This is a genomic window from Arthrobacter sp. NicSoilB8, assembly GCF_019977355.1.
In the GTDB taxonomy this organism is placed as follows: Bacteria; Actinomycetota; Actinomycetes; order Actinomycetales; family Micrococcaceae; genus Arthrobacter.
This window is the reverse complement of the sequence record NZ_AP024655.1, coordinates 1,838,045-1,859,445: the sequence shown is the minus strand read 5'-3', so window position 1 is coordinate 1,859,445 and position 21,401 is coordinate 1,838,045. Positions and strand designations below refer to the sequence as shown.

19 protein-coding genes are annotated in these 21,401 nt (G+C 68.0%); 6 read left to right on the top strand and 13 right to left on the bottom strand.

The genetic code is table 11. The annotated features are described in order from the left end of the window. Positions 1-105: 105 nt before the first annotated feature. Positions 106-1,479, bottom strand: a complete 1,374-nt coding sequence (locus LDO15_RS08255; RefSeq protein WP_223985841.1) for a TRAM domain-containing protein — start codon at positions 1,477-1,479, stop codon at positions 106-108. Beyond that, entirely contained in the window at positions 1,476-3,452 is a 1,977-nt protein-coding gene (locus tag LDO15_RS08250) for an APC family permease (protein ID WP_223987204.1), read from the bottom strand. The genes LDO15_RS08255 and LDO15_RS08250 overlap by 4 nt, the downstream gene beginning before the upstream one ends. 154 nt (positions 3,453-3,606) lie before the next feature. Here LDO15_RS08250 and LDO15_RS08245 point away from each other — a divergent pair, with 154 nt between their 5' ends. Both LDO15_RS08245 and LDO15_RS08240 read left to right on the top strand, forming a co-directional pair. Then, the gene (locus tag LDO15_RS08245) at positions 3,607-4,278 is read left to right on the top strand and encodes a TrkA family potassium uptake protein (RefSeq protein ID WP_223985839.1); all 672 of its coding nucleotides are present in this window, start codon (positions 3,607-3,609) and stop codon (positions 4,276-4,278) included. Then, positions 4,279-5,022, top strand: coding sequence for a TrkA family potassium uptake protein (locus LDO15_RS08240; protein WP_223985837.1), 744 nt, complete (start codon positions 4,279-4,281; stop codon positions 5,020-5,022). A 79-nt stretch (positions 5,023-5,101) separates the two neighbouring features. Here LDO15_RS08240 and LDO15_RS08235 read toward each other — a convergent pair whose 3' ends face one another. The 4 genes from LDO15_RS08235 to dut form a co-directional block, all read right to left on the bottom strand. After that, on the bottom strand, positions 5,102-6,079 hold the full coding sequence (locus LDO15_RS08235; RefSeq protein WP_346655986.1) for a DUF3159 domain-containing protein: 978 nt from the start codon (positions 6,077-6,079) through the stop codon (positions 5,102-5,104). Continuing rightward, a complete protein-coding gene (locus tag LDO15_RS08230) occupies positions 6,076-6,531 on the bottom strand; it encodes a hypothetical protein (protein WP_223985835.1) in 456 nt (151 codons plus the stop codon). The genes LDO15_RS08235 and LDO15_RS08230 overlap by 4 nt, the downstream gene beginning before the upstream one ends. Continuing rightward, complete coding sequence (locus LDO15_RS08225; protein ID WP_223985833.1) at positions 6,524-7,282, bottom strand: DUF3710 domain-containing protein; 759 nt, start codon at positions 7,280-7,282, stop codon at positions 6,524-6,526. Before LDO15_RS08225 ends, LDO15_RS08230 begins: the two co-directional genes overlap by 8 nt. Positions 7,283-7,527: 245 nt before the next feature. Beyond that, complete coding sequence (dut, locus tag LDO15_RS08220) at positions 7,528-8,046, bottom strand: dUTP diphosphatase (protein ID WP_223985831.1); 519 nt, start codon at positions 8,044-8,046, stop codon at positions 7,528-7,530. 143 nt (positions 8,047-8,189) lie between these two features. Here dut and LDO15_RS08215 point away from each other — a divergent pair, with 143 nt between their 5' ends. Beyond that, positions 8,190-8,675 (top strand): DUF3093 domain-containing protein, encoded by a 486-nt coding sequence (locus LDO15_RS08215; RefSeq protein ID WP_223985829.1) that lies wholly within the window; start codon positions 8,190-8,192, stop codon positions 8,673-8,675. A 10-nt stretch (positions 8,676-8,685) separates the two neighbouring features. On the opposite strand, the gene LDO15_RS08210 is transcribed toward LDO15_RS08215, so the two are convergent. Then, positions 8,686-8,985 (bottom strand): DUF4193 domain-containing protein, encoded by a 300-nt coding sequence (locus LDO15_RS08210; RefSeq protein WP_223985826.1) that lies wholly within the window; start codon positions 8,983-8,985, stop codon positions 8,686-8,688. Positions 8,986-9,306: 321 nt separating this feature from the next. On the opposite strand from LDO15_RS08210, the gene sepH reads away from it, so the two are divergent. Next, entirely contained in the window at positions 9,307-10,749 is a 1,443-nt protein-coding gene (sepH, locus tag LDO15_RS08205) for a septation protein SepH (RefSeq protein ID WP_223985823.1), read from the top strand. 84 nt (positions 10,750-10,833) lie between these two features. On the opposite strand, the gene LDO15_RS08200 is transcribed toward sepH, so the two are convergent. From LDO15_RS08200 to LDO15_RS08190, 3 genes are all read right to left on the bottom strand, one after another. After that, on the bottom strand, positions 10,834-12,057 hold the full coding sequence (locus LDO15_RS08200) for a nucleotide pyrophosphatase/phosphodiesterase family protein (protein WP_223987199.1): 1,224 nt from the start codon (positions 12,055-12,057) through the stop codon (positions 10,834-10,836). Between the two features lie 40 nt (positions 12,058-12,097). Next, positions 12,098-12,841 carry a DUF5998 family protein gene (locus tag LDO15_RS08195; protein WP_223985820.1) on the bottom strand — a complete coding sequence of 248 codons (744 nt, stop codon included), beginning with the start codon at positions 12,839-12,841 and terminating at the stop codon, positions 12,098-12,100. 206 nt (positions 12,842-13,047) lie between these two features. Next, on the bottom strand, positions 13,048-15,759 hold the full coding sequence (locus LDO15_RS08190; protein WP_223985817.1) for a GNAT family N-acetyltransferase: 2,712 nt from the start codon (positions 15,757-15,759) through the stop codon (positions 13,048-13,050). 67 nt (positions 15,760-15,826) lie between these two features. Here LDO15_RS08190 and LDO15_RS08185 point away from each other — a divergent pair, with 67 nt between their 5' ends. Beyond that, positions 15,827-18,373, top strand: coding sequence for a DNA topoisomerase IV subunit A (locus LDO15_RS08185; protein WP_223985815.1), 2,547 nt, complete (start codon positions 15,827-15,829; stop codon positions 18,371-18,373). A gap of 328 nt (positions 18,374-18,701) precedes the next feature. On the opposite strand, the gene LDO15_RS08180 is transcribed toward LDO15_RS08185, so the two are convergent. Then, the gene (locus LDO15_RS08180) at positions 18,702-19,085 is read right to left on the bottom strand and encodes a VOC family protein (RefSeq protein WP_223985813.1); all 384 of its coding nucleotides are present in this window, start codon (positions 19,083-19,085) and stop codon (positions 18,702-18,704) included. Between the two features lie 260 nt (positions 19,086-19,345). Here LDO15_RS08180 and LDO15_RS08175 point away from each other — a divergent pair, with 260 nt between their 5' ends. After that, a complete protein-coding gene (locus LDO15_RS08175; RefSeq protein ID WP_223985811.1) occupies positions 19,346-19,864 on the top strand; it encodes a DinB family protein in 519 nt (172 codons plus the stop codon). Between the two features lie 72 nt (positions 19,865-19,936). Here LDO15_RS08175 and LDO15_RS08170 read toward each other — a convergent pair whose 3' ends face one another. Beyond that, positions 19,937-20,281: a cupin domain-containing protein gene (locus LDO15_RS08170; protein WP_223985809.1), complete on the bottom strand. Its 345-nt coding sequence runs from the start codon at positions 20,279-20,281 to the stop codon at positions 19,937-19,939. A 91-nt stretch (positions 20,282-20,372) separates the two neighbouring features. After that, a complete protein-coding gene (locus LDO15_RS08165) occupies positions 20,373-21,398 on the bottom strand; it encodes a GNAT family N-acetyltransferase (RefSeq protein ID WP_223985807.1) in 1,026 nt (341 codons plus the stop codon). Positions 21,399-21,401: the final 3 nt, after the last annotated feature.

Sequence of the window (21,401 nt, the reverse complement as noted above, 5' to 3'; positions counted from 1 at the left end):
CTAACTAGTACCGGGCCTCGCCGGGGCAAGGATCCGTGGGGATTGCATGAGGTCAGCCGTGATTACGGAGCGCGACGTCGGACTACTCCGACCATCCTAGTGGGATCAGCGCCCGCGAGTCAGTAGCGCCACAGTCTCCATGTGGTGGGTGTGCGGATACAGGTCGAAGGCCCGCAGCCCCGAGAGTTCCCAGCCGCCCTGCCGGAAGTAGCCGAGGTCGCGGGCGAACGACGCCGGATCGCAGGAGACGTAGGCGATGGCCCGGGGTCCGGCGTCCATGAGCTGCTTGACCACGGCTTTGCCGGCGCCGGCGCGCGGCGGGTCCAGGATGAGGGCGTCGAAGTTGCGCGGTTTCTGCCGGAGCACCCGTTCGACGCGGCCCTGGACGATCTCGACCTGGGTGGCGTCGTGCAGGTTCTTGCGCGCATCACGGCTGGTCCCCGGTGCGCCCTCGACCGACAGCACGGATCCTGTCACGCCCACGGCGTCGGCCAGTGGCGCAGTGAACAGCCCGGCACCGGCGTAGAGGTCCGCCACCACGGAGCCCGGCGCGAGGTAGCCGCCGTCGTGCAGGAAGCCGGTGACGGCGCCGACGAGCGTCTCCGGGGCGTCCCGGTGGATCTGCCAGAAACCGTCGCCGGTCACCCGGTAGTCGTGGCCCGCCGCGGACTCCTGGACATACGTGCGGCCGCGCAGCTGCAGCACCTCGCCGGTGGCGGGGTCCAGGCTGGCCACCGAGACGTCGTCGGGCAGCTGGGACAGGATGCCGCCGAGCCGCTTGGACCGGGTTCCGGGGGCGGGTACCAGCAGCACGAGCGGCCGGGAGCCGTTCGCGGGGGCGGCGACCTCGACGCGGTCGATGCCCTGAAGGTCGATTTCCCAGAGCCGGAGCGCGTTGATGCCGTCAACGGCCAGCGGCATTTCGCGCACGGGCAGGATGGCATCGGAACGGTGGGCATGCATGCCGAGCTTGCCGGCCGGGGTCACGGCAAAGCCTGCACGGGTCCGCCAGCCGAGGCCGGGGACGGTCCCGCGTTCCGCGCCGCCTCCGGCAGCCACGCCGACTGGTTCGACCGTGGTCTGCCCTGCGGGCGGGAGTTCGACGCCGGCCAGCCGCTTGAGCTGTTCGGCCAGGACGTCGGCCTTGAGGCTGCGCTGGCGTTCCAGCGAGATGTGGCCGAGTTCGGCGCCGCCGACGGGCGGATGCCGGTGCGCCCAGGAGCGCGCGGAATCGGCGAGGTCCCAGAAATGCGGCACCCGGTCCGGTGAGGGCTCGAGGACCTCCACGACGTCGGCGCGCCAGAATTTGGCGGTGGGGCCGTCGTCGGTCAGCCGGACGCGGACTTTCTCGCCGGGGATGCCGTGGCGGACGAAGACGACGCGGCCCTCATGCCGGGCGACGCAGTGCCCGCCGTGGGCGACGGGTCCGACGTCGACGACGAGGTCGTTGTGGGTATGCGTCCGGGTGTCGGGGGTCATTGGATATCCTGCAGTTTCTTTGCTTCTTCGGACGACTTGAGCTGCCACGGCACGCTGGCCACCATGACGCCGGGCTCGAAGTGAAGCCGGGTCTTGATGCGCAGCGCGGTCTGGTTGTGGACCAGCTGCTCCCACCACTTGCCCACGACGTACTCCGGGATGTAGACGACGATCAGGTCGCGCGGTGAATCCCGGCGCATGTTCTTGATGTACTCCATGATCGGAGTCACCGTTTCGCGGAACGGGCTGGCGAGCACGGTCAGCGGCACCGGAATTTCGAGTTTCTCCCAGTCCGCGACGGTCGCCTCGGTCTCTTCCGGGCTGATGTCCACGGTGATGGCGTCCAGCCGCGACGGGCGTGAGGCGCGGGCGTAGGCGAGCGCGCGCAGGACCGGTTTGCGGACGTGCGAGACGAGAAGCACCGCGTGGACCCGGGTGGGCAGGGCGCGCGGTGAGGAGTCCTCGTCCACGGCGAGTTCCTTGGCCACGTTGTCATAGTGCGCCCGGATGCTCCACATGATCAGGAACAGCACGAACATGGCCAGCAGCGCGATCCAGGCGCCCTGGGTGAACTTGGTGATCAGGACGATCACGAGCACCAGTGCGGTCATGCAGAAGCCCACGGTGTTGATGGTCCGGGACTTGATGATGCGCAGCCGCACGGATGATTCCTTGGACAGTTTCAGTTCCCGGCCCCAGTGCCGGATCATGCCCAGCTGGCTCATGGTGAAGGAGATGAAGACGCCCACGATGTAGAGCTGGATGAGCTTTGTGACGTCCGCGTTAAAGGCGATGATCAGGACGAGGGCGCCGGCCGCCAGGGCCAGGACGCCGTTGCTGAAGGCCAGCCGGTCGCCGCGGGTGCGCAGCTGCCGCGGCAGGTAGCCGTCCTGCGCGAGGATCGAGCCGAGCACCGGGAAGCCGTTGAATGCCGTGTTGGAGGCGAACACCAGGATGACGCCGGTGGCGGCCACCACGATGTAGAACGGGATGGATCCCTCGCCGAAGACCGTCTGCGCGATCTGGCTGATGGCAGGGTTCTGGATATAGCCCTCTTCCAACGGCTTGCCGTTCAGGAGGAACTCCGTTGCCGGATCCAGCACGATGTGCACCTTGGTGGCGTTGGCCAGGTAGATGATGCCGGCGAGCATGGCGGAGGCGATCACCCCGAGCAGCAGCAGCGTGGTCGCCGCGTTTTGGCTCTTGGGCTTCTGGAAGTTGGGCACGCCGTTGCTGATCGCCTCGACGCCGGTCAGGGCCGCGGCGCCCGAGGAGAAAGCCCGCAGCAGCAGGAACGCGCCGGCCAGCCCGACGAGTCCCTCGTCGAAGCCCGGCTCCGGCACGATCGTGAAGGCTGCCGAGGGCGCCTGCCCCAGCTGGCCGGTCACGGCCTGGAAGACCCCGACGGCGGTCATGCCGAGGATGGATGCCATGAAGATGTAGGTCGGCACGGCGAACACGCTGCCGGCCTCGCGGATGCCGCGCAGGTTCACGAGCGCCAGGATCACGACGCCGATCGTGGCAATCGCGGCCTGTTGCCCATGCAGGGAGGGCACTGCGGTGGTCAGGTAGGTCGCGGCGGACGACATGGACACGGCCACGGTCAGCACGTAGTCAACCAGCAGCGCGGAGGCTACGGTGAGGCCCGCATACTTGCCCAGGTTCACGTTGGCGATCTCGTAGTCGCCGCCGCCGGAGGGGTAGGCGTGGACGTTTTGGCGGTAGGAGGCCACGACGGTCAGGAGCACCACCATGACGGCGAGGCCCACCAAGGGCGAGATGGCCACCGCACTCACGCCGGCCAGGGCCAGGGTCAGGAGGATTTCATCCGGCGCATAGGCCACGGAGGACAGCGCGTCCGAGGCGAAAATGGGAAGCGCGATCCGCTTCGGCAAGAGGGTGTGGGCCAGACGGTCGTTCCGGAAGGGCTTGCCTACCAGCACCCGCTTCACGGCATTGAAAATTGTCAGCACCACACAAAACTAGTCTGATTCGGACGCGATGTCATGACGGTGAAGATTGCGTGCGCACACCCGCCGCACGCCGCCTCGTGGCCGTGGCCTTCCGGCGCCCCGCGGCCGGTAGAGTTTTACGCAGTATCAGACGCAGAACCAAGAGGAGGCCCATGTGGCGCACTTCGTGATCATGGGTTGTGGCCGTGTCGGCTCTACCCTGGCACACACGCTCGAGGACGCCGGCCATTCGGTGGCCATCATCGACCAGGATGACCGCGCCTTCCGGCGGCTCCGCACGGGATTCTCCGGACGAAAGGTCACGGGGGTCGGCTTTGACCGCGAGACGCTGAAGCGGGCCGGCGTGGAGGAGGCCTATGCCTTCGCGGCCGTCTCCAGTGGCGACAACTCCAACATCCTCGCCACCCGGGTTGCGCGCGAGACCTTCCACGTTCCCCATGTTGTCGCCAGGATCTACGATCCGGGCCGCGCCGAAATCTACCAGCGCCTCGGTATTCCCACGGTCGCCGCCGTCCGCTGGAGCGCCGACCAGGTGCTGCGCCGCATCCTGCCCGAGCAGCACATCGCCGGCGACTACCGGGAGCCCTCGGGCCGCCTGGTTCTCGCCGAAGTGGACCTTAACCCGGACTGGATCGGGCACCCGATCTCCTCGATCGAGAAGGCGGCCGGCGTCCGGATCGCGTATCTGACCCGGTTCGGCGAGGGCGTGCTGCCCTCTGCCGGCACGTCCTACCAGGACGGCGACACCGTCCACGCCATGCTGAACGTGGACCGGAGCTCCGAGATCGGCCATATTCTCGCCAAGTCCCCCGCCAAGGAGTCCTAAGTGAAAGTCGTCATCGTCGGTGCCGGAAGCGTCGGTTCCTCGATTGCCCGCGAACTGCTGGCCCACAAACACGAAATCCTGCTGATCGACGAGAAGCCGGAGGTGATCGGCCGGAGCGGCCTGCGCGGCGCGCACTGGCTGGTCGGTGATGCCTGCGAACTGAGCACCCTGCAGGACGCCAAACTCGAGGACGCCGACGTCGTGGTCTCCGCCACGGGTGATGACAAGGTCAACCTGGTGGTCTCGCTGCTGGCCAAGACGGAGTTCGGCGTCGGGCGCACCGTCGGCCGGGTCAACAACCCCAAGAACGACTGGATGTTCGACGACTCCTGGGGCGTCGACGTCGCGGTCAACACCCCGCAGCTCATGACCGCGCTGGTGGAGGAGGCGGTGGAGATCGGCGACCTCGTCCGGCTGCTGACGCTGCAGACCGGGGTGTCCTCGCTGGTGGAGTTCACAGTCCCGCACGATTCCCATGTGATCGGACTGACCGTGGGCGATGTCCAGTGGCCCGAGGACTCCACCCTCGTGGCGATCCTGCGGGACCAGGCGCCCATCACGCCCAGCCGCGACGACGTGATCGACGGCGGCGATGAGCTGTTCTTTGTGACCACGATCGCGGCGGAGGACGAGCTCCGCTCCCTGCTGGCCCCGGAATCCCCGCTCGAGGATCAGCACCCGGTGACCTCCGACCAGCACGGCCACGCCACCCAGCCGGGCACGGACGACGGTTTCGACGGCTGACCCGTCGGCCCGTTCTGTCCCTCAATCAGTAATGGCCGTTCCCAGGTCTGGGAACGGCCATTACTGACAGGGCATCGGGTTAGTTGGGCTTTTCGGCCCCGGTCTCTTTCTCCGTCTCAGCCTCGGCTGGCACCCGGACCGGGCGGGTCAGCAGCCAGGCAATCCAGACGCCGAGGATGTAGAGCGGGGCGCCCATGAGGAGCCGGGTGGTGCCGAGGGCGGCGAGGCCCTGCTCCCCCATGAAGTAGAGCGGCACCTGCACCACGAGCCGCAGGACCAGCACGGCAACGATCACCCACGTGCCGATTGAGTAGGCCTTGACCCGCTTCGGGTCCTTGCGCCATTCCAGGCCCTCGTTGCGGATGAAGCCGAACAGCAGGCCGGCGATCGGCCAGCGCACGGCCACCGAGATGGCCATCGCCACGATGTAGCCGAGGTTGGTGAAGAACCCCAGAACGTAGAAGTTCTCTGCCTTGCCGGTCGAGGTGGCCAGCCACGCGGAGAGTCCGACGCCGATGAAGCCCGCCAGTGCCTGGGTCAGCGGCTTGCGCTGGACCAGCCTGGCCACGGTGAAGGCGGCGGCCACGGCCAGGGCAGCCACGACAGCCAGCGTCAGGTTCTCCCTGTCAATGGTGAAGGCAATGAGGAAGACGAGTCCCGGCAGGATGCTCTCCGCGATGCCCTGGATGCCGCCGGCGCTCTTGAGCACGTCGATGTTGCCGTTGCTCGACCGGTGCAGTCCGGCTTTTGTGGCATAGTCCTCGGCGAGCTGGGCGACAGTCGGCTGGGCAGTTACGGGCTTGACAGTTACGGGCTGGGACACAGTGGGCCGCGACGCGACGGGCTGCGAAGCGTCCCGGCCGCCGGTAGAAGACTCCCCCGGCTGCAGCCCGCCGGCTTCCTGGCCAGCCCGATCCGCTGGTGCCCAGTCCCGTCGTGCGGAGTTGTCCGGTGCAGAGTCGTGTGGTGCAGAGTCGTGTGGTGCAGAGTCGTCCGGTGCAGAGTCGTCCGGTGCAGAGTCCAGGCGTGCCCGCTCGGGGTGTTCGGGCAAGGTCATTGCTCCTCCTGGCGGGAGAGTATTTCGTACCGGGGATTGAAGATCGTGGGCAGTCCGTCGCGCATGGTGACCATGCCCTCGAGCCGGAGTTCGGTCCCGGCGTCGACACCCGGGATCCGGCGCCGCCCCAGCCAGACCACACGCAGCCGTTCCTTGGGGCCGGCGGGCCGCTGGCGCTGCGCTCCGGGACGCACGCGCTCAATGGAGACGGCCGCGGCGGGCAGGCTGCCGGCCGTCCCGGCCGCCGGGCTGTTCTTGGCACCGGATGCCAGGAACCGGGGTACCGGGGCAGGCTCGTCGTGGTCGATCAGGATAGCGATAAAGGATGCCACCTGGTTGGCCGGCACGTAGGTGACCGACTCGATGAAGCCGTGGCACAAAACCCGCCCGCGGTCCGGCAGTTCCCGGATCGACACAGCGGGGGTGGCTTTGCGGCCGGGGGCATCAGCCAATCTGGGTTATCTCCGGTCCGCGTTCGGGCTGTTCGAGGTCGGGTGCAGACTGCGGGGCCGGGGCGGCTGCGGTGTCCTTGGGCAGGCGGAGCTGCAGCAAGTCGCGCGGAGGCATGGGGTTCTCACCGCGGACGACGACGATCTGCCGGAACAGCCCTTCGAGCCCGGCAGCGGCGTCGCGGTCCAGCGCAGCCTCGCCGCCGAACACGCCGCGGAGGAACCAGCGCGGGCCATCGACGCCGATGAAGCGGGCCACGCGGTATCCCTGGCTGCCGTCGGCGGCGCCTGCGGGAAGCTTGGCCACGAGCTCGGTGCCGAAGCTGCCCTCGATCTCCTCGACCTGGCCACCCTGGCTGCCGACCGACTGGCCGATCTGCTCACGGATTTCATCCCACAGACCCTCTGAACGGGGTGCGGCGAAGGCCTGGAGCTGCAGGCTCGACCCCTCCAGGTCCATGGTGACGGCGACGACGCGCTGGCTCGCCTCTTCGACCTCAAGGCGGAGTTGGAGTCCCTCGCGGGGGGCGATCAGGAGTGCACCGAGGTCCACGTATCCGTCCTGGGCCTCGATTTCAGAGACGTCAAAGGGACCCGTTGCGGCCCGGCCGGCGGTCTTGGCTGCGTTCCCGGCCGGCATGCCGTCAACAGTCGCGGTGCCGTCAGCAACAGCTTCCTGGGCCGCAGCGTCTTGGGCCGTCTCCGGTCCTGTCAGCTGTTCCTGCTTGGCTTTCCTGCCGCGCCCAAAAACCATGGCGTTGTCTCCTTCAGTTGTGATCCTGTGCCGCCGCAGGACGCCGTCCGGGCGTCTGCCCGCGTTGCCGCCGCGGCCCGGGGGCCGCCAGCTCAATTTTCCCTGCACCGCTTATCTTGCTGCAGTGCTTTGTGCGGCACTGCAAAATCCCGAATGACTCTCGTGGCCAGCCTGAAACCTGTCCGGCTTGGAACTTGTCCAGCTTGGAACCTGTCCAGCCTGAAACCCTTACCGGGGCCGGCTGCTCAGGCCGGCCCGCCGAAACCGCCGGTGGAGCCGAAGCCGCCTCCGCCTCGCACCGAGCCGTCCAGGTCCTCAACGGGAAGGAATCTTGCATACTCCACGCGCTGAATGACCATTTGTGCAATTCTATCGCCGCGGCGCAGCTCGATCGCCGTGTCCCGGTCGGTATTGAGCAGCGTCACCGCGATTTCTCCGCGGTAGCCGGCGTCCACGGTGCCGGGGGCGTTCACAACCGTCAATCCGTGCTTCGTGGCGAGGCCGGAGCGGGGGTGGATCAGCGCAACGAAGCCGTCCGGGAGCGCAATCGAAACCCCTGTAGGTACCAGGCGGCGCTCCCCCGGGGCCAGCACGACGTCTTCGCGGGCGCGAAGGTCGGCGCCCGCGTCGCCCGGGTGCGCGTACGACGGCGGCTCGAGCCCGTCGTCGAGCATCTTCAGCTGAACCGTCAAGGTGGGTGTTCCGTACTCTGCGTCGCCGGCCGGCTGTGCGGCGCCGGCGACGGCGGTGTTTTCTTCAGTCACAGTCCCTCACTCTAATGCCCGCGGGGAACATCGTCCTAGCCGCCCTTGCTCGCTCCTCCAGCCAGCCCGCGCACGCCCCAGGCGGGGTCGGCGCGGGTTGGCGCCGAGATGAAATAGCCCGCGAAAGGTGGAAAGCTGGACTCATGCCCGAATCCAGCGCAGCTGCGCCTGCCCCCAAGAGCGCCCCGAGCGACTCCACTGTTCTTTACACCGAGAAGCTCTGGCCGAACTTCTGGATCTGGTTGGTGTCGGCAGGGCTTTCCAGCGCCGGAATTCTCATGCTCGCGCCCATCAGCATCTGGGCCGGGATTACCGCGGCAATTGTGCTCTTCGTCATCATCTCCGTGCTGCTGGTTCTGTCCACGCCGTCCATCATCGTCACGAAGTCGACCCTCAAGGTGGGCCGGGCCACGATCGAGCGCGGCTACCTGGGACAGGCATCAGCCTTCCGCGGCAAGGAAGCGACGGCCGAACGGGGAACCCGGCTCAATGGGCTGGCGTTCCTGTGTATCCGCGGCTGGGTGGACCCGGTGGTCCGGATCGAAATCGAGGACCCCTCGGATCGCACCCCTTACTGGCTCACATCAACCCGCCACCCGGAGCAGTTGATCGCCGCACTGAAGTCCTGACTGCCGCTGTCTATCCCTCGCAGTCCTTGCAGTACTTGAGGCCGTCCTTTTCGCGGGCAATCTGCGAACGGTGGCGGACTAAGAAGCAGGAGGCACAGGTGAATTCGTCTGCCTGGGCGGGCAGGACCCGGACCAGCAGTTCCTCCCCGGACAGATCAGCGCCGGGAAGTTCGTAGCCTTCGGCAAGGTCGGACTCGTCTTCATCCACCACGGCGGAAGGCTTCTCCGTACGCCGCGACTTCAAAGCCTCGATCGAATCCTCGCTGAGGTCTTCCTCGGTCTTGCGCGGCGCATCGTAATCAGTCGCCATTATTTGTTGCTCACACTCCGCATTCGCTCGATTGGTTCGCCGTTCCAGGGGCCCTGCCGGGCTGGTAACCCTGGGCACTTGGAGCGGTTCACCGATGTCAACGCCGGACATGCGGTTTTTGTGCCCGGTGTCGGTCATTTTTGCTTAAGCGCCCGCCGAACGCCAGAGCCCGCCGGTCCCTTGCTCCGCTTATCTTCCGCAGACCGGCCAGAACCGGCGGAAAGTCGCGGAAAATCACGGCGCGCCTGCCGTCCTAACCCGAAATGAGTCCCGCTGGTGGCAGAGTTTCGATTGTTAGTAATGCCAGGGTGGAGGATTTGTATGCAGGATCTACGGCTTGTAGGCGTCCACGACGACGGAGAGCATCTCCTGTTGAGTGGCACCGGCGGCGCGATGTTCCAGCTGCCGATCGATGAAGCACTGAGGGTGGCTGCCAGCAGGACGGCCGCGAAGGCCGCCGCCAGCGCGGCCGCGCCACCTATTGCCATGTCTCCGCGCGATATCCAGACCAGGATCCGCAACGGAGCCACGGCCACCGAAGTGGCGGAGCTGTCCGGTATTCCACTGGACAAGGTCCGGCGCTACGAAGGGCCCGTCCTCGCCGAACGGGAGTACATCGCCCAGCAGGCCCGCAAGGTGGAAGTGGCCTCCCCCGTCCCGGGCCACGACGTCTACCGGTCAGTGTTCGGTGAAAACCCTGCGTCCCTCAGCGACATGGTCGAGCACCGCCTGAGGGCTTACGGCGTCGAACCCTCAACACTGGAGTGGGACTCCTGGCGCCGCCCAGACGGCAGTTGGAACGTTGTGGCCCGCTTCGAGCCCAAGCCCGGCGGCCCGGCCGGGATCGGCGAGGAGCCGCCGGCCATGTGGACCTTCCATCCTGCCCGGAAATCGCTGCAAAACGCCAACCGCTGGGCCCAGCAGCTCAGCGAACTTGAGCCGCTCGAAGGCCCCGTCCCGACGCGACGGCTCACCGCCGTCTCCGACCGGCCTTTTGACTTTGAAACCGACGCCGAGGCCGCGGCCCGCACGGCGACCGGCCAGCACAGCATCATCCACCAGATGCTGCTGCAACAGGACCGGATCCACCAGGAGCAGGACGCCGACGGGCTCCTGGACATGCTGCGTTCCCGCCGCGGCCACCGGATCGGTGTGGACGAGGACGCAGACGACGCTCTTGCCATGCTTCTGAGCGCAGGAGTCCCGGCGGCCCACCCCCGGCCCGCCGAGGTGACCGAAGCGCCCGAGGATTCCGAGGTTGTGGAGGCGACGGAACCGGAGTCGGCGGCTGAATCTGTTGATACCCACACCGACGCCGGCGCGCCCGGTGGCGCGGTGGACGCCGACGACGCCGACCCCGGGCAGCCGGCCGTTCCGGCCGCGGAGGCGGCCTCCCCGACGGAAAGCGACGCCTTCACGCGTCGGCGCGACGGCAGGCCGTCCATGCTGTCCCGGCTGACGCTGGCACCGCGGCTCCCCGAGGAGGACGACGTCCTGAAGCTGCACGACGGCGTCAGCACCGAGACGCGGGAAGTCACCATCGCGGCCTCGCAACTGCGCCCGGCCGGCAAATCGCCGACCGCAAGCCCGGGCCTGGACGAGCTGATCGGCGGCGGCAGCTCCCGCCGGCAGCACCGCGAGTCCCAGGGCCCGGCCCGGAACGACGCCAGCTCCGAGCAGCCGGAGCGCCAGCCGGCCAAGCCCAAGAGATCGAGTGTCCCGAGCTGGGACGAAATTGTGTTCGGGACCCGCAACGACCAGTAAGCGGCCGGCAACACGCCAGTACACCGCAGCGAGGCTGGCCGGCCGCGGGTCCGGCTCCCCCGCGATTCCCGCTTAAGCCCGCGGTCAGCCGCGGGGCGCTTTCTTGCCGTCCGCCTTGAAACACAGCAGGGGAACTTCACGCTCGGCCTTCGTCAGGGACCCGTGCTGGCCCACAACCTCCAGGGCCGTGGGCCGCACCCGGCGCGTGTCGTAGAGGGCCAGCGAGTCACGGGCCGCGATCATGACATCGCCGATCCGCCGCGTGACCTCGGCCCGGACGTCGCCGAACAGCCCGCCGGCGATCGCTTCCTCACGGGTGAATGCCCAAATTCTGTCTCCGAAGCGGGACCGCCAGTCTGCCAGCAGACGGGTGCGGGCGGCGTCGTCGGTTCCATCCTCAAGGTACAGGTGGACCATCCGCGGCTCGCCGGCCGTATGCCGCACGCCCGCAAGCAGGGCCGGCTCCGCGGAATAGTCAATCCGCTGCGACTCGGGCACATCCACCATGCCGTGGTCCGCCGTCAGCAAGATGGTGGTGCCGGGCGGCAGGGTGGCGTTGAGCCTCCGCACGGTGGCATCGAGTTCTTCGAGCTGGTGTTCCCATTGGGGTGACTGGGAGCCGTAGCGGTGCCCGGCCTTGTCGAGCTCGTTGACGTAGAAGTACATCAGCGAGGACCCGGCGCCGGCCATGGCCTCGGCGGCCGCGCCGGTCCGGGCGTGGGAGGTGGTTCCGGTGATGAACCGCCCGCCGCGGAGCGCGGCCTGGGTCATGGCCGAGGTGCTGAACTGCGGCAGGCTGACGGTGGTGACGTCGACGTGGTCGGCGGCCCGTTCAAAAACGGTGGGGAACGGCTGCCACGTTTGCGGGTCCACGCCGGCGTCCCAGTTGCCGAGCATGTTCACTACCCGGTCCTGGTCCGGGTCCAGGACGTCATAGCCCACCATGCCATGCTGGCCGGCCGACAGCCCGGTGCCAAAACTCGCAAGCGAAGCAGCGGTGGTGGACGGGAAGGCCGAGTCCAGGGACACGGGAACATTGCCCTGGCCGGCCTGCAGGACCGACCGGAGAAACGGAGTGTGGGCGGTCTTCTGCTTCAACAGGTTGCGGCCCAGCCCGTCGGCCAGCACCACACAGACCCGTTTGGCGGCCGGAAGATTCAGTTTGTTCTCAAAACCCGGGACGCCGAGGCTGGCCGCCGCACTCGTCAGGACCTCGGCGATGGAGCGTTGGCCGAACGCCGGGGCGGGCGGAAGCGGGGACGCGCCGACGGCCGTGGCCGTCGACGTACTCAGGACCGGATCCGGCAGCTCATCTTGCGCGGGCTCTGACACACGGACCCGGGCCACGTCAGCGCTGATGACCGCGGCTGAGGCGGTTCCCGAACACGCCCATCCGTGGCCGGGGCGGCAGGCCGGGCCCGGTGTGCTGGACCGGTGCCGCGGAACCGGTGTTCACGGCGCGGAGGGCCCGGGCGAAGAGCTTGGCGTCCTGAACTGCCTGCAGACCGTCCGCTTCGGCGCTGATCCGCAGGACGATGTCTTCCTGCGCGATGGTGCCGCTGTAGCCATGATCGGCTTCGCATTGCGGGTCCCCGCAGCTGGCCGGGCCCACGTCGAGGCGCTGGCCGCCGGACCAGGCAATGGACAGCGTCAGCTCACGGACCGGGTCGGAAGGCTTGTAGTCCTGCGGCTGGGCGTAGACGTAGCTCAGGACCACAGAGCGGATCTGTGTCACGGGGACGGACTCGGTCGACACCTGGGCGACGGTCTGCTCACCGGCCTCGTCGAGCTGCTGGTCGTCCACATGGGTGATGACCAGCATGTCCTCCGTCAGGACCAGGACCGTGATGTGGCGGCGGACCTCCGCACGGTCGAAGTGTGTCTCGAGATGGACCAGGTGGGCCACGCAGTCGCGGCCGTCCAGGGCGTCGGCGACGACGTCGGCCACGAGCCGCGGGTAGAACCCGGCCTGCTGGAGAGACCCTTCCAGGCTCTGGCCCTGCGCACTGTGGTCGTGGAGTCCGTGGTGGTGCGCGGTCTGGCGTCCGGGGGCAGTCGCCAGGGGCTTGGGTGTGGATGGCTGGAAGCTCATGGTCTCCATTTTCACAGATTGGCTGGGGACTTGCTAACTGTCGGGCCCGGAACAGCGGCTACGGGAACAGCGCCGGCGGCGGCACCGGCCGCTGACCCGGCGCCGCCCCAGACGCTGACCCTGCAGCTGGCCCGCCCGACGACCCGGCACACGACCCGTCACATGAGCCGGCACGCGACCCGCCGGGAGCCCCTGCGGCTGAGGGTCTAACTGCGCATGGCGCGGCGGGCACTGTCCGTCCGCTGGGCGGCGTTGGCGATCCGGACGTCGGCGGCCAGGATGGAGGCACCGTCCGGGCCGGCGAGAACGGGGTTGAAGTCCACGAGCGCCACCTCCGGATGGTTGTCCTTGAGCCGTGTAAGCCGGGCGGCGAGATCCTCCAGCGCCGCAACGTCGACGGCGGGCAGGCCCTGATACCCGAAGAGTTTCCTTGAGGCCCGGGGCGCCCGGATGAAGTCGCGGACGTCGGAGCCGGAAAGCGGCGGCACTCGGTGGGCCCAGTCATCGAGCAGGTTCACGGCGTCTCCGGCCAGGCCGAAGGAGATCACCGGGCCCAGCAACGGGTCTTCTATGGCACGGAAGGTGCAGGCCTGCCCCACCGGGACCATCGTCTGCACTTCGAGGGACGGGGATCCGTACCGCTCCAGCGATTTGCGCATCTGCAGCACGTTGCGCCGCAGAGAATCGGCGTCCGGGATGTCCAGCCGCACGCCGCCAAGGTCCAGCCGGTGCCGCAGTGCCGGATCCGTGGTCTTCAGTGCCACGGGCCAGCCGAGCCTTTCGGCGGCCGCCACGGCCTCCTCCGCCGTCTCGAAACCCGCGGACGGAACCACCCGGATGCCGTAGTGGCCCAGCACCCGCGCGGCAGTGTCCTGGTCCAGCCGGACGAGCTGCTCGCCGCCCACATTGCGCAGCAGGTGCTCCAGGTCCGCCCGGGCAGCGTCCGGGTGGCAGCCTTCGGGTTCCACGAAGAGGCCCTGGTCCCGGTCCAGCCACTGGGCGTAACGCACGACGGCGGCCAGGGCCGCCACCGCCGCCCCCGGGTTGGAGTAGCAGGGAACCGGAGGCGTGAGAAATGCCTGGCCTGGTTGCTCCGGTTCCGCGCCGACCATGCCCTCCACGTAGATGGAAGGATCAAGGATTCCGCTAAACGCGGCGACGACGGGCTTGCCTGCTGCCGCGGAACATTCGCCCAGCACGCCGGCGATCTTTTCGACCGTGAGCCCGCGGGCCGGAAGCAGCGCCACCACCACCGCGTGCACAGTGTCCGAGGTCAGTGTTTCCTGCAGGCTGTGCCGCAGGGCCGGCAGCGCGCGGGACATCCCGGCGTCGAGGTCGACGTCGGTCACGATCCGTTCCACCCCGAGCCCCTGAACGGCGGCGCTGTCTGCCACCACCTTGCCCAGGGCGCGCGAGTTGCTGAAGACGGCGATGCCGGGGCCCTTGGGCAGCGGCTGGCTCGACACGATCTGGGCGACGTCCATGAGCTCTTCGATGGTCTCCACCCGGATCACGCCGGCCTGCCGCATCATGGCGTCCAGGGCTTCGGGGGGCGCCTGGGTGGTGCGGACGGCGTGCCCGGGCGGCAGGTTCAGGCCCATGGCGTCTGACTTGGCCACGATCACGGGCTTGGTCCGGGCCAGGCGGCGGGCCAGCCGGGAGAACTTGCGCGGATTGCCGATCGATTCCAGGTACAGGCCCACCGCCGTGGTGTCGGCGTCGTCCTCCCAGTACTGCATCATGTCGTTGCCGGAGACGTCGGCGCGGTTGCCGGCGGAAAGGAAGGTCGAGATGCCTACCCGGCGGCGGCTGGAGGCGGCGTAGAGGGACACGCCGATCGCGGCCGACTGGCTGAACAGCCCCAGCCCGCCGCGGCGGGCCAGGGCCGGCGCCATCGAGGCGTTGAGCGAGACGGCCGGGTTGGTGTTGACGATGCCGAGCGAGGCCGGGCCGATGACGCGCATGCCGTTGGCGCGGGCCTGCCGCACAAGTTCGCGCTGGCGGGCGAGGCCGCGTTCGCCGTCGTCCGCGTACCCGGCGGTGGCCACCACGATCCCCTTGACCCCGGCGTCGGCGCAGTCCTGGACCACTTTGGGGACCTCGTCGTAAGGGACCGCGATGATGGCGAGCGTGACCGGGCCGGGGACCTCGGAGAGCCGGGCGAAGGAGAGCATGCCGGCCAGTTCCAGGGCCTCCGGGTTGATCGCGTAGACCGGGCCGGAGAAGCCGCCCTCGATGATGTGTTCGAGCAGCTGGTAGCCCACGGTGCCCCACTTGCGGCTCGCGCCGATCACGGCCACGGAGGACGGGGCGAGCAGTTCCTGGATGCTGCGGGCCTCGGCGCGGTGCTCGCGGGATTCCATGACGGCCCGGGACTTGTCGGTGGGGTCGATGTTGAACTCAAGGCTGACCACGCCGTCGTCGAAGTGCCGTTTGACGTCGTAGCCGGCATCGGAAAACACCATGAGCATCTTGCGGTTTTCGGGGAGTACTTCGGCGCTGAATTTGCGGATCCCGTTTTCGCGGGCGGCGGCCGCGAGGTGTTCCAGCAGGATAGAGCCGATCCCGCGGCCCTGGTGGGCGTCGGCGATGTTGAAGGCGACCTCGGCCTCGGCGGGGTCGTCCAGCCGGTCGTAGCGGCCGATCCCCAGGATTTCGCCGCCGATGGTGATCACCAGGGCCACCCGGTCCTTGTAGTCCACTTCGGTGAAGCGCTTGAGCTCCTTGCCGGAGAGGCGGGACTTGAACGCGAAGAAGCGCATGTAGATGGATTTCTGGGACTGGCCCACGTGGAAGGCCTGAACCGCGTCCGCATCGGAGGGGTGGATGGGGCGCACATGCGCAGTACCGCCGTCGCGCAGGACAACATCGGCTTCCCAATATTCCGGATATACGCCGTCCGCGGGCTGATCCACCATAGGCTTAGCCTAGTCATAAACTTACGCAGTACCCGTTCAGCACCCCTCAGAAGGACCCACCAGCCCCATGGCACGCCGCCAAACCACGCCCCCGGCAGGGGACGCCAGCCAGGATTCCGCAGGAATATTCGTAGAGAACATCGTCGATATTGATGTCACTTCCGAGATGGAAGGCTCGTTCCTCGAATACGCGTATTCGGTGATCTACTCGCGGGCTCTCCCGGATGCCCGCGACGGTCTGAAGCCCGTGCAGCGGCGCATCCTGTACATGATGAGCGACATGGGGCTGCGCCCGGACCGCGGCCACGTCAAGAGCGCCCGCGTGGTGGGCGAGGTCATGGGCAAGCTGCACCCGCATGGCGACGCCGCGATCTACGACGCCATGGTGCGCATGGCCCAGGACTTCTCCCTGCGGCTGCCGCTGATCGACGGTCACGGCAACTTCGGCTCGCTCGACGACGGCCCGGCCGCCCCCCGCTACACGGAGGCCCGGCTGGCGGCCGCGGCCCTGACGCTCACGGACCACCTTGACGAGGACGTCGTCGACTTCGTTCCCAACTACGACAACCAGCTGACCCAGCCGGACGTGCTCCCGGCCGCGTTCCCCAACCTGCTGGTCAACGGCGCCACCGGCATCGCCGTCGGCATGGCCACGAACATGGCCCCGCACAACCTCGTGGAAGTCATCGCCGCCGCCCGGCACCTCATCGACTACCCGGACGCGACGCTCGAGGACATCATGAAGTTCGTCCCCGGCCCGGACCTGCCCACCGGCGGCCGGATCGTGGGTCTGGACGGCATCCGCGACGCCTACGCCACGGGCCGCGGCTCCTTCAAGACCCGCGCGAAGGTGGAGATCGAGCAGCTCTCGGCCCGCCGTACCGGCCTGGTGGTGACGGAGCTGCCGTACATGGTGGGCCCGGAGAAGGTGATCGAGAAGATCAAGGACGCCGTCAACGGCAAGAAGCTCACCGGCATCAGCGATATCGTGGACCTCACGGACCGCAAGCACGGGCTGCGGCTGGTCATCGAGCTCAAGAACGGCTTCAATCCCACGGCCGTGCTCCAGCAGCTCTACCGTTACACACCGATGGAAGATTCCTTCGGCATCAACAACGTCACCCTCGTGGACGGCCAGCCGCAGACTCTCGGGCTGCTCCAGCTGCTCTCGGTCTACGTGGACCACCGGATCAACGTCGTCCGGCGCCGCACGGCCTTCCGGCTGGGCAAGAAGAAGGACCGCCTGCACCTGGTCGAAGGCCTGCTGATCGCGATCGTGGACATCGACGAGGTCATCCAGATCATCCGGTCCTCCGACGAGGTCGCGGCCGCCCGGACCCGGCTGATGTCCATCTACGACCTCTCCGAGATCCAGGCCAACTACATCCTGGAACTGCGGCTGCGGCAGCTGACCAAGTACTCGCGGATCGAACTGGAAAAGGAGCAGGAGGAACTTCGCCGGGAGATCGCGGAGCTCGAGGCCATCCTGAACTCCCCCGCACTGCTCCGCGCCCTGGTTTCTGACGAACTCGCCGAGATCGCGGAGAAGTACGGCACACCGCGCCGGACCGTGCTGCTGGAATCCGAGGCCGTCTCCCCCACCGTGGCAGCCTCCCTGGCCGCCGCTCCGGGAGCCAAAGGCAAGGCCGCGCCGCTGGCCCTCGAGATCGCGGACGACCCCTGCTGGGCCATCCTCACGGCATCCGGACAGATCGCCCGCACCGCCAACCAGGACAGCCTCGCCGAGGCCGGCCCCCGGACCCGGCATGACGTGTTCGCCTCCGTGGTCAAGACCTCCGCCCGCGGCGAGATCGCGGCCGTGACCTCGCAGGGCCGCATGCTCCGCCTGCAGGTCATGGACATGCCCGTGCTGCCGCCGACCTCGGGTACCCCGAATATGGCCGGCGGCGTGCCGGCCAAGGATTTCATCACCCTGCTCAAGGGCGAGTCGCTGGTGGCCTTCGCGCCGCTGGACCAGATCCTCGCAGTCGGAACCGCCCAGGGCGTGGTCAAGCGGGTGCAGCCGGACTATCCGCTGAACCGCGAGGACTGGGAAGTGATCGCGCTCAAGGACAAGGACACCGTGGTGGGGGTCGCCCCTGCCAACTCCGACGACGTCGACCTCGTCTTCATCACCCGCGAGGCCCAGTTGCTGCGCTTCGGTGCCTCCGCCGTCCGCCCGCAGGGCCGGACCGCGGGCGGCATGGCCGGGATCAAGCTGGCCGCCGGGGACCGGGTCCTGTTTTTCGGGACCGCCAGCCCCGCTGATGCCGCAGCCGACGTCGTGACCATCGCGGGGACCGAAGGCGCCCTCCCGGGCACCGCTCCCGGGGCTGCGAAAGTCACCGCGCTGGCCGAATACCCCGCCAAGGGCCGGGCCACGGCCGGGGTGCGGGCACACCGTTTCCTCAAGGGCGAGGACACCCTGCTCCTCGCCTGGGCCGGCCACGGTCCCGCCAAGGCTTCCTCCCTGGCTGGCGTGGCGCGTTCACTCCCCGGTGAGCACGGCCGCCGCGACGGCTCCGGAATCCCGCTGTCGCAGGCGATCGACGCCATCGGCCCCAGCATGGCGTGGCCGGAGGAAGCCGAAGCTGCCGAGGACGCCGAGGGCTAGGGCGCCAGCGACCCGAAGGCCCGGCCCGCTTCCGGCGAAGGGGTCAACGGCCCGGCCCGCCGCTGCGCCGTTCGCCACGAATGGCCGCTAAGTGCCGGGCTTTGCGGCCATTCGTGGCGAATCGCCGGGGTGGACGGACCTGCGAACCCGGAGCGGTGTTGGGCCCACGGTGGAACCTGAGATTTCGACTTCGAGGTGAGGCGCCACTGCCGGCACGGGCTGCGCAGAACCCGGCGGGGCCGCAGCTTCGCGGCCTCACCGGGCTCTTTATTGTGTTGGAGGCAGCCAACAACCTGACACGGATGTGTCGGCGGTCAGTGGGCTGCACCTAGGCCATGTGGTTCAGACTCAGGATGTTGCCCTCGGTGTCCAGGAACCACGCGGCCGAACTTCCGTCCGGCATGGTGGCAATGCCGTTCTCGGTTTTCAGGCCCGGGAAATCGTATTCCTCGAAGACAACCCCCTTGGCCCGGAGCTCCTCGACGGCAGCCGGCAGGTCGTCAACCGACCAGCCGATCTGCGTATTCTTGGCCGTTCCGGCGTTAGGGGTCTGGTACAGGAGGAAGCCGGTTCCGCCGCCGCACTTGTACTGCAGGTTGTCCTCGGCGTCGGGGTTTTCGGGTTCAAGCCCGAGCTTGTCACGGTAGAAATCACGTGCACGGGCGATGTCCGCCGCCGGGAGCACTGCGTCGACTTGCTTGTCCTTGAGCATGGCTATTCTCTTTCCAGGCCCGCCCCCCGGAAGGAATTTTACTCCTCACGGCGCCCGGCGTACCTGAAAAACCCGGGCCGAACTTCCGCCGCTTCAAGAGCAACGCGGGGTCACTTCGCGCCCATCAGGGCGGTCCGGATGGGCGCGAAGTGACCCCGCGTTGCTTTGGTGCTCTCTGAGTCCGCGCCCGAATGGATCGGGACACCCCGATACCGCAAGGAAGAGGTGCCGGGCGGGAAGAATGCATTTACACTGCTGGAATGCCTATCATCCCGGATACCAAGGACTGGACTTGGGTCCTGTCACGGCCCTGCCCCGAGTGCGGTTTCGATGCCTCCGTTGCGACCCCCGCCACCGTACCCGGCATCGTCACCAGCATGCTTCCGCGCTGGCGCGCCGCCCTCCGCCGGCCGGACGCAACTGAACGTCCCGATGAGGCCACGTGGTCTGTCCTCGAGTATGCCTGCCACGTCCGGGACGTCTTCACAGTCTTCGATCACCGCCTGTCCCTGATGCTGACCGAGGACGACGCCCGGTTCGACGACTGGGACCAGGACAAAGCGGCCGTAGAACAGGACTACGCCAGTGCCGACCCGGCCGAGGTCGGCACCGAGCTCACCGCTGAGGGCGAGCAGATTGCCGCGTCCTTCGCCCGTGTCCGGGAAGAGGACTGGGGCCGCAAGGGAACCCGGAGCAACGGCTCGGTGTTCACCGTCCTGACGTTCGCGCAGTACTTCCTGCACGACGTCGTCCATCACCTCCACGACGTGGACGGATAGACCGTCGACGGTTGGCGCGTGTAACGCTGCCCCGGCCGTTGTGGCTGAGGTCGTTGAAAGTCAGGCGTGGGCCTACTCGTGGCTGACTATGTCGACCGAAATCTCCAACGCCGGAATCGTTCCTCTGTTCTCAAGCCAGTGCGTGGTGTCCCTGTCCCCCGGCCAGCCCACCCCCGGCCCATAGTCCGTGGCGACCCCATTCCGATGGTCAGTAATCGTTCCTTCCAGGACGTAGACGATGCCGGGCCGGCCTTTATGGTCGTGAACCGGGCCGAAGACGCCTCCCGGCTCGATGGTAACCATACGCATTCGCAGTTGGCGCCCTGCCATGCCCTCGATCTCAGGGCCAAGGTCAACCGTTGCAAGTAACTCCGATGTGACACCTTTCGTCTCAGGTGCCACCTGGTCGTTGCTCAATGTGCCCTCCTCTCGGTACTTCCCGGGCCTAACGTTCGACCTTCCTCAACCCCGCGATCGTCTGGGCCGGCATGCGCCGGACACACGCCCCCTAGCGCGTGGCCGGCTCGATTTCCTTGTCCCATGCCATGCTCCGGTTGACCGCCGTATAGCCCATTTTGACGTAGAGTGCGAGGGCCCCGGTCGGGTTCTCCGAATCGACATCCAGGGAGGCCACGTCCATTCCCGCCGCGGCGAAGCGGCGCATGGCATCGGCCAGGAGCACCTGTGCGATGCCCCGGCCCCGGAACTCCCGCCGCACTCCCAGGAGTTCCGTGTACCCCTCGCGGAAGCCGCGGGTCAGGGCACCTTCCGCGTCGTGGGTGGCCAGCTGGTAGCCCGCCACCGTTCCGGTGGAACGGTCCAGCACTACGCCGCTCAGGTCCGGGCGCGCCTGGGGATCGTTCACCACGAATCCCCACGCCTCCTCGTCCCGGGGCTCGCTGCCCCAGTGGTCCTCAAACGCGGCATTGTGCGCCAGCCTCACGGGCTCATGCAGCGCAGGCCCGAACGTCACAAGCTCCAGTCCGGGGTCCAGGACGGCATGGGGGACCGCTTCGCTCAGCGGCCGGTGCATCTCGTTGTAGTAGCGGACAATGCCATAGCCGGACCCGGCGAAGAGGGCCGCTTGGTGTTGGTGCTGCTGCTCCATGTAGAGCCGCAGCCTCGGGCGCGGGACAACGTCCCCGGCATCCCCGGCATCCTCGGCGAAGCGGTCCCTGGTCCGCTGTTCCAGCCAGCCCAGCAGCGCGGTGCCGATCCCGGTCCCCTGCCATGCCGGATCGACGCAGCCGGAGCCGACCGCTTTGTCCCCGTCCCGGTTCTTCGTGATCCGGCCGTAGGCCCGGGCAATCCCCTGCGGATCGAAGCCTAGGATGGTGTTGGCCGCGGCGGGGTTGTTCCTTGAGTCCATGATCTGTTCGAGGTCGGCACGCCGCTCGAACCAGACGGGCTGCTCCACAGCGGCGGTCCGGGCGATCAGCGCGGCCCACGCGTCGAGGTCAGAGTGCTCCGCCGCCCGCCACACCAGCCGGGAATCGGGCACTTGCCGGGGCTGGGGCCCGCCGTCGTAGTTCATGGC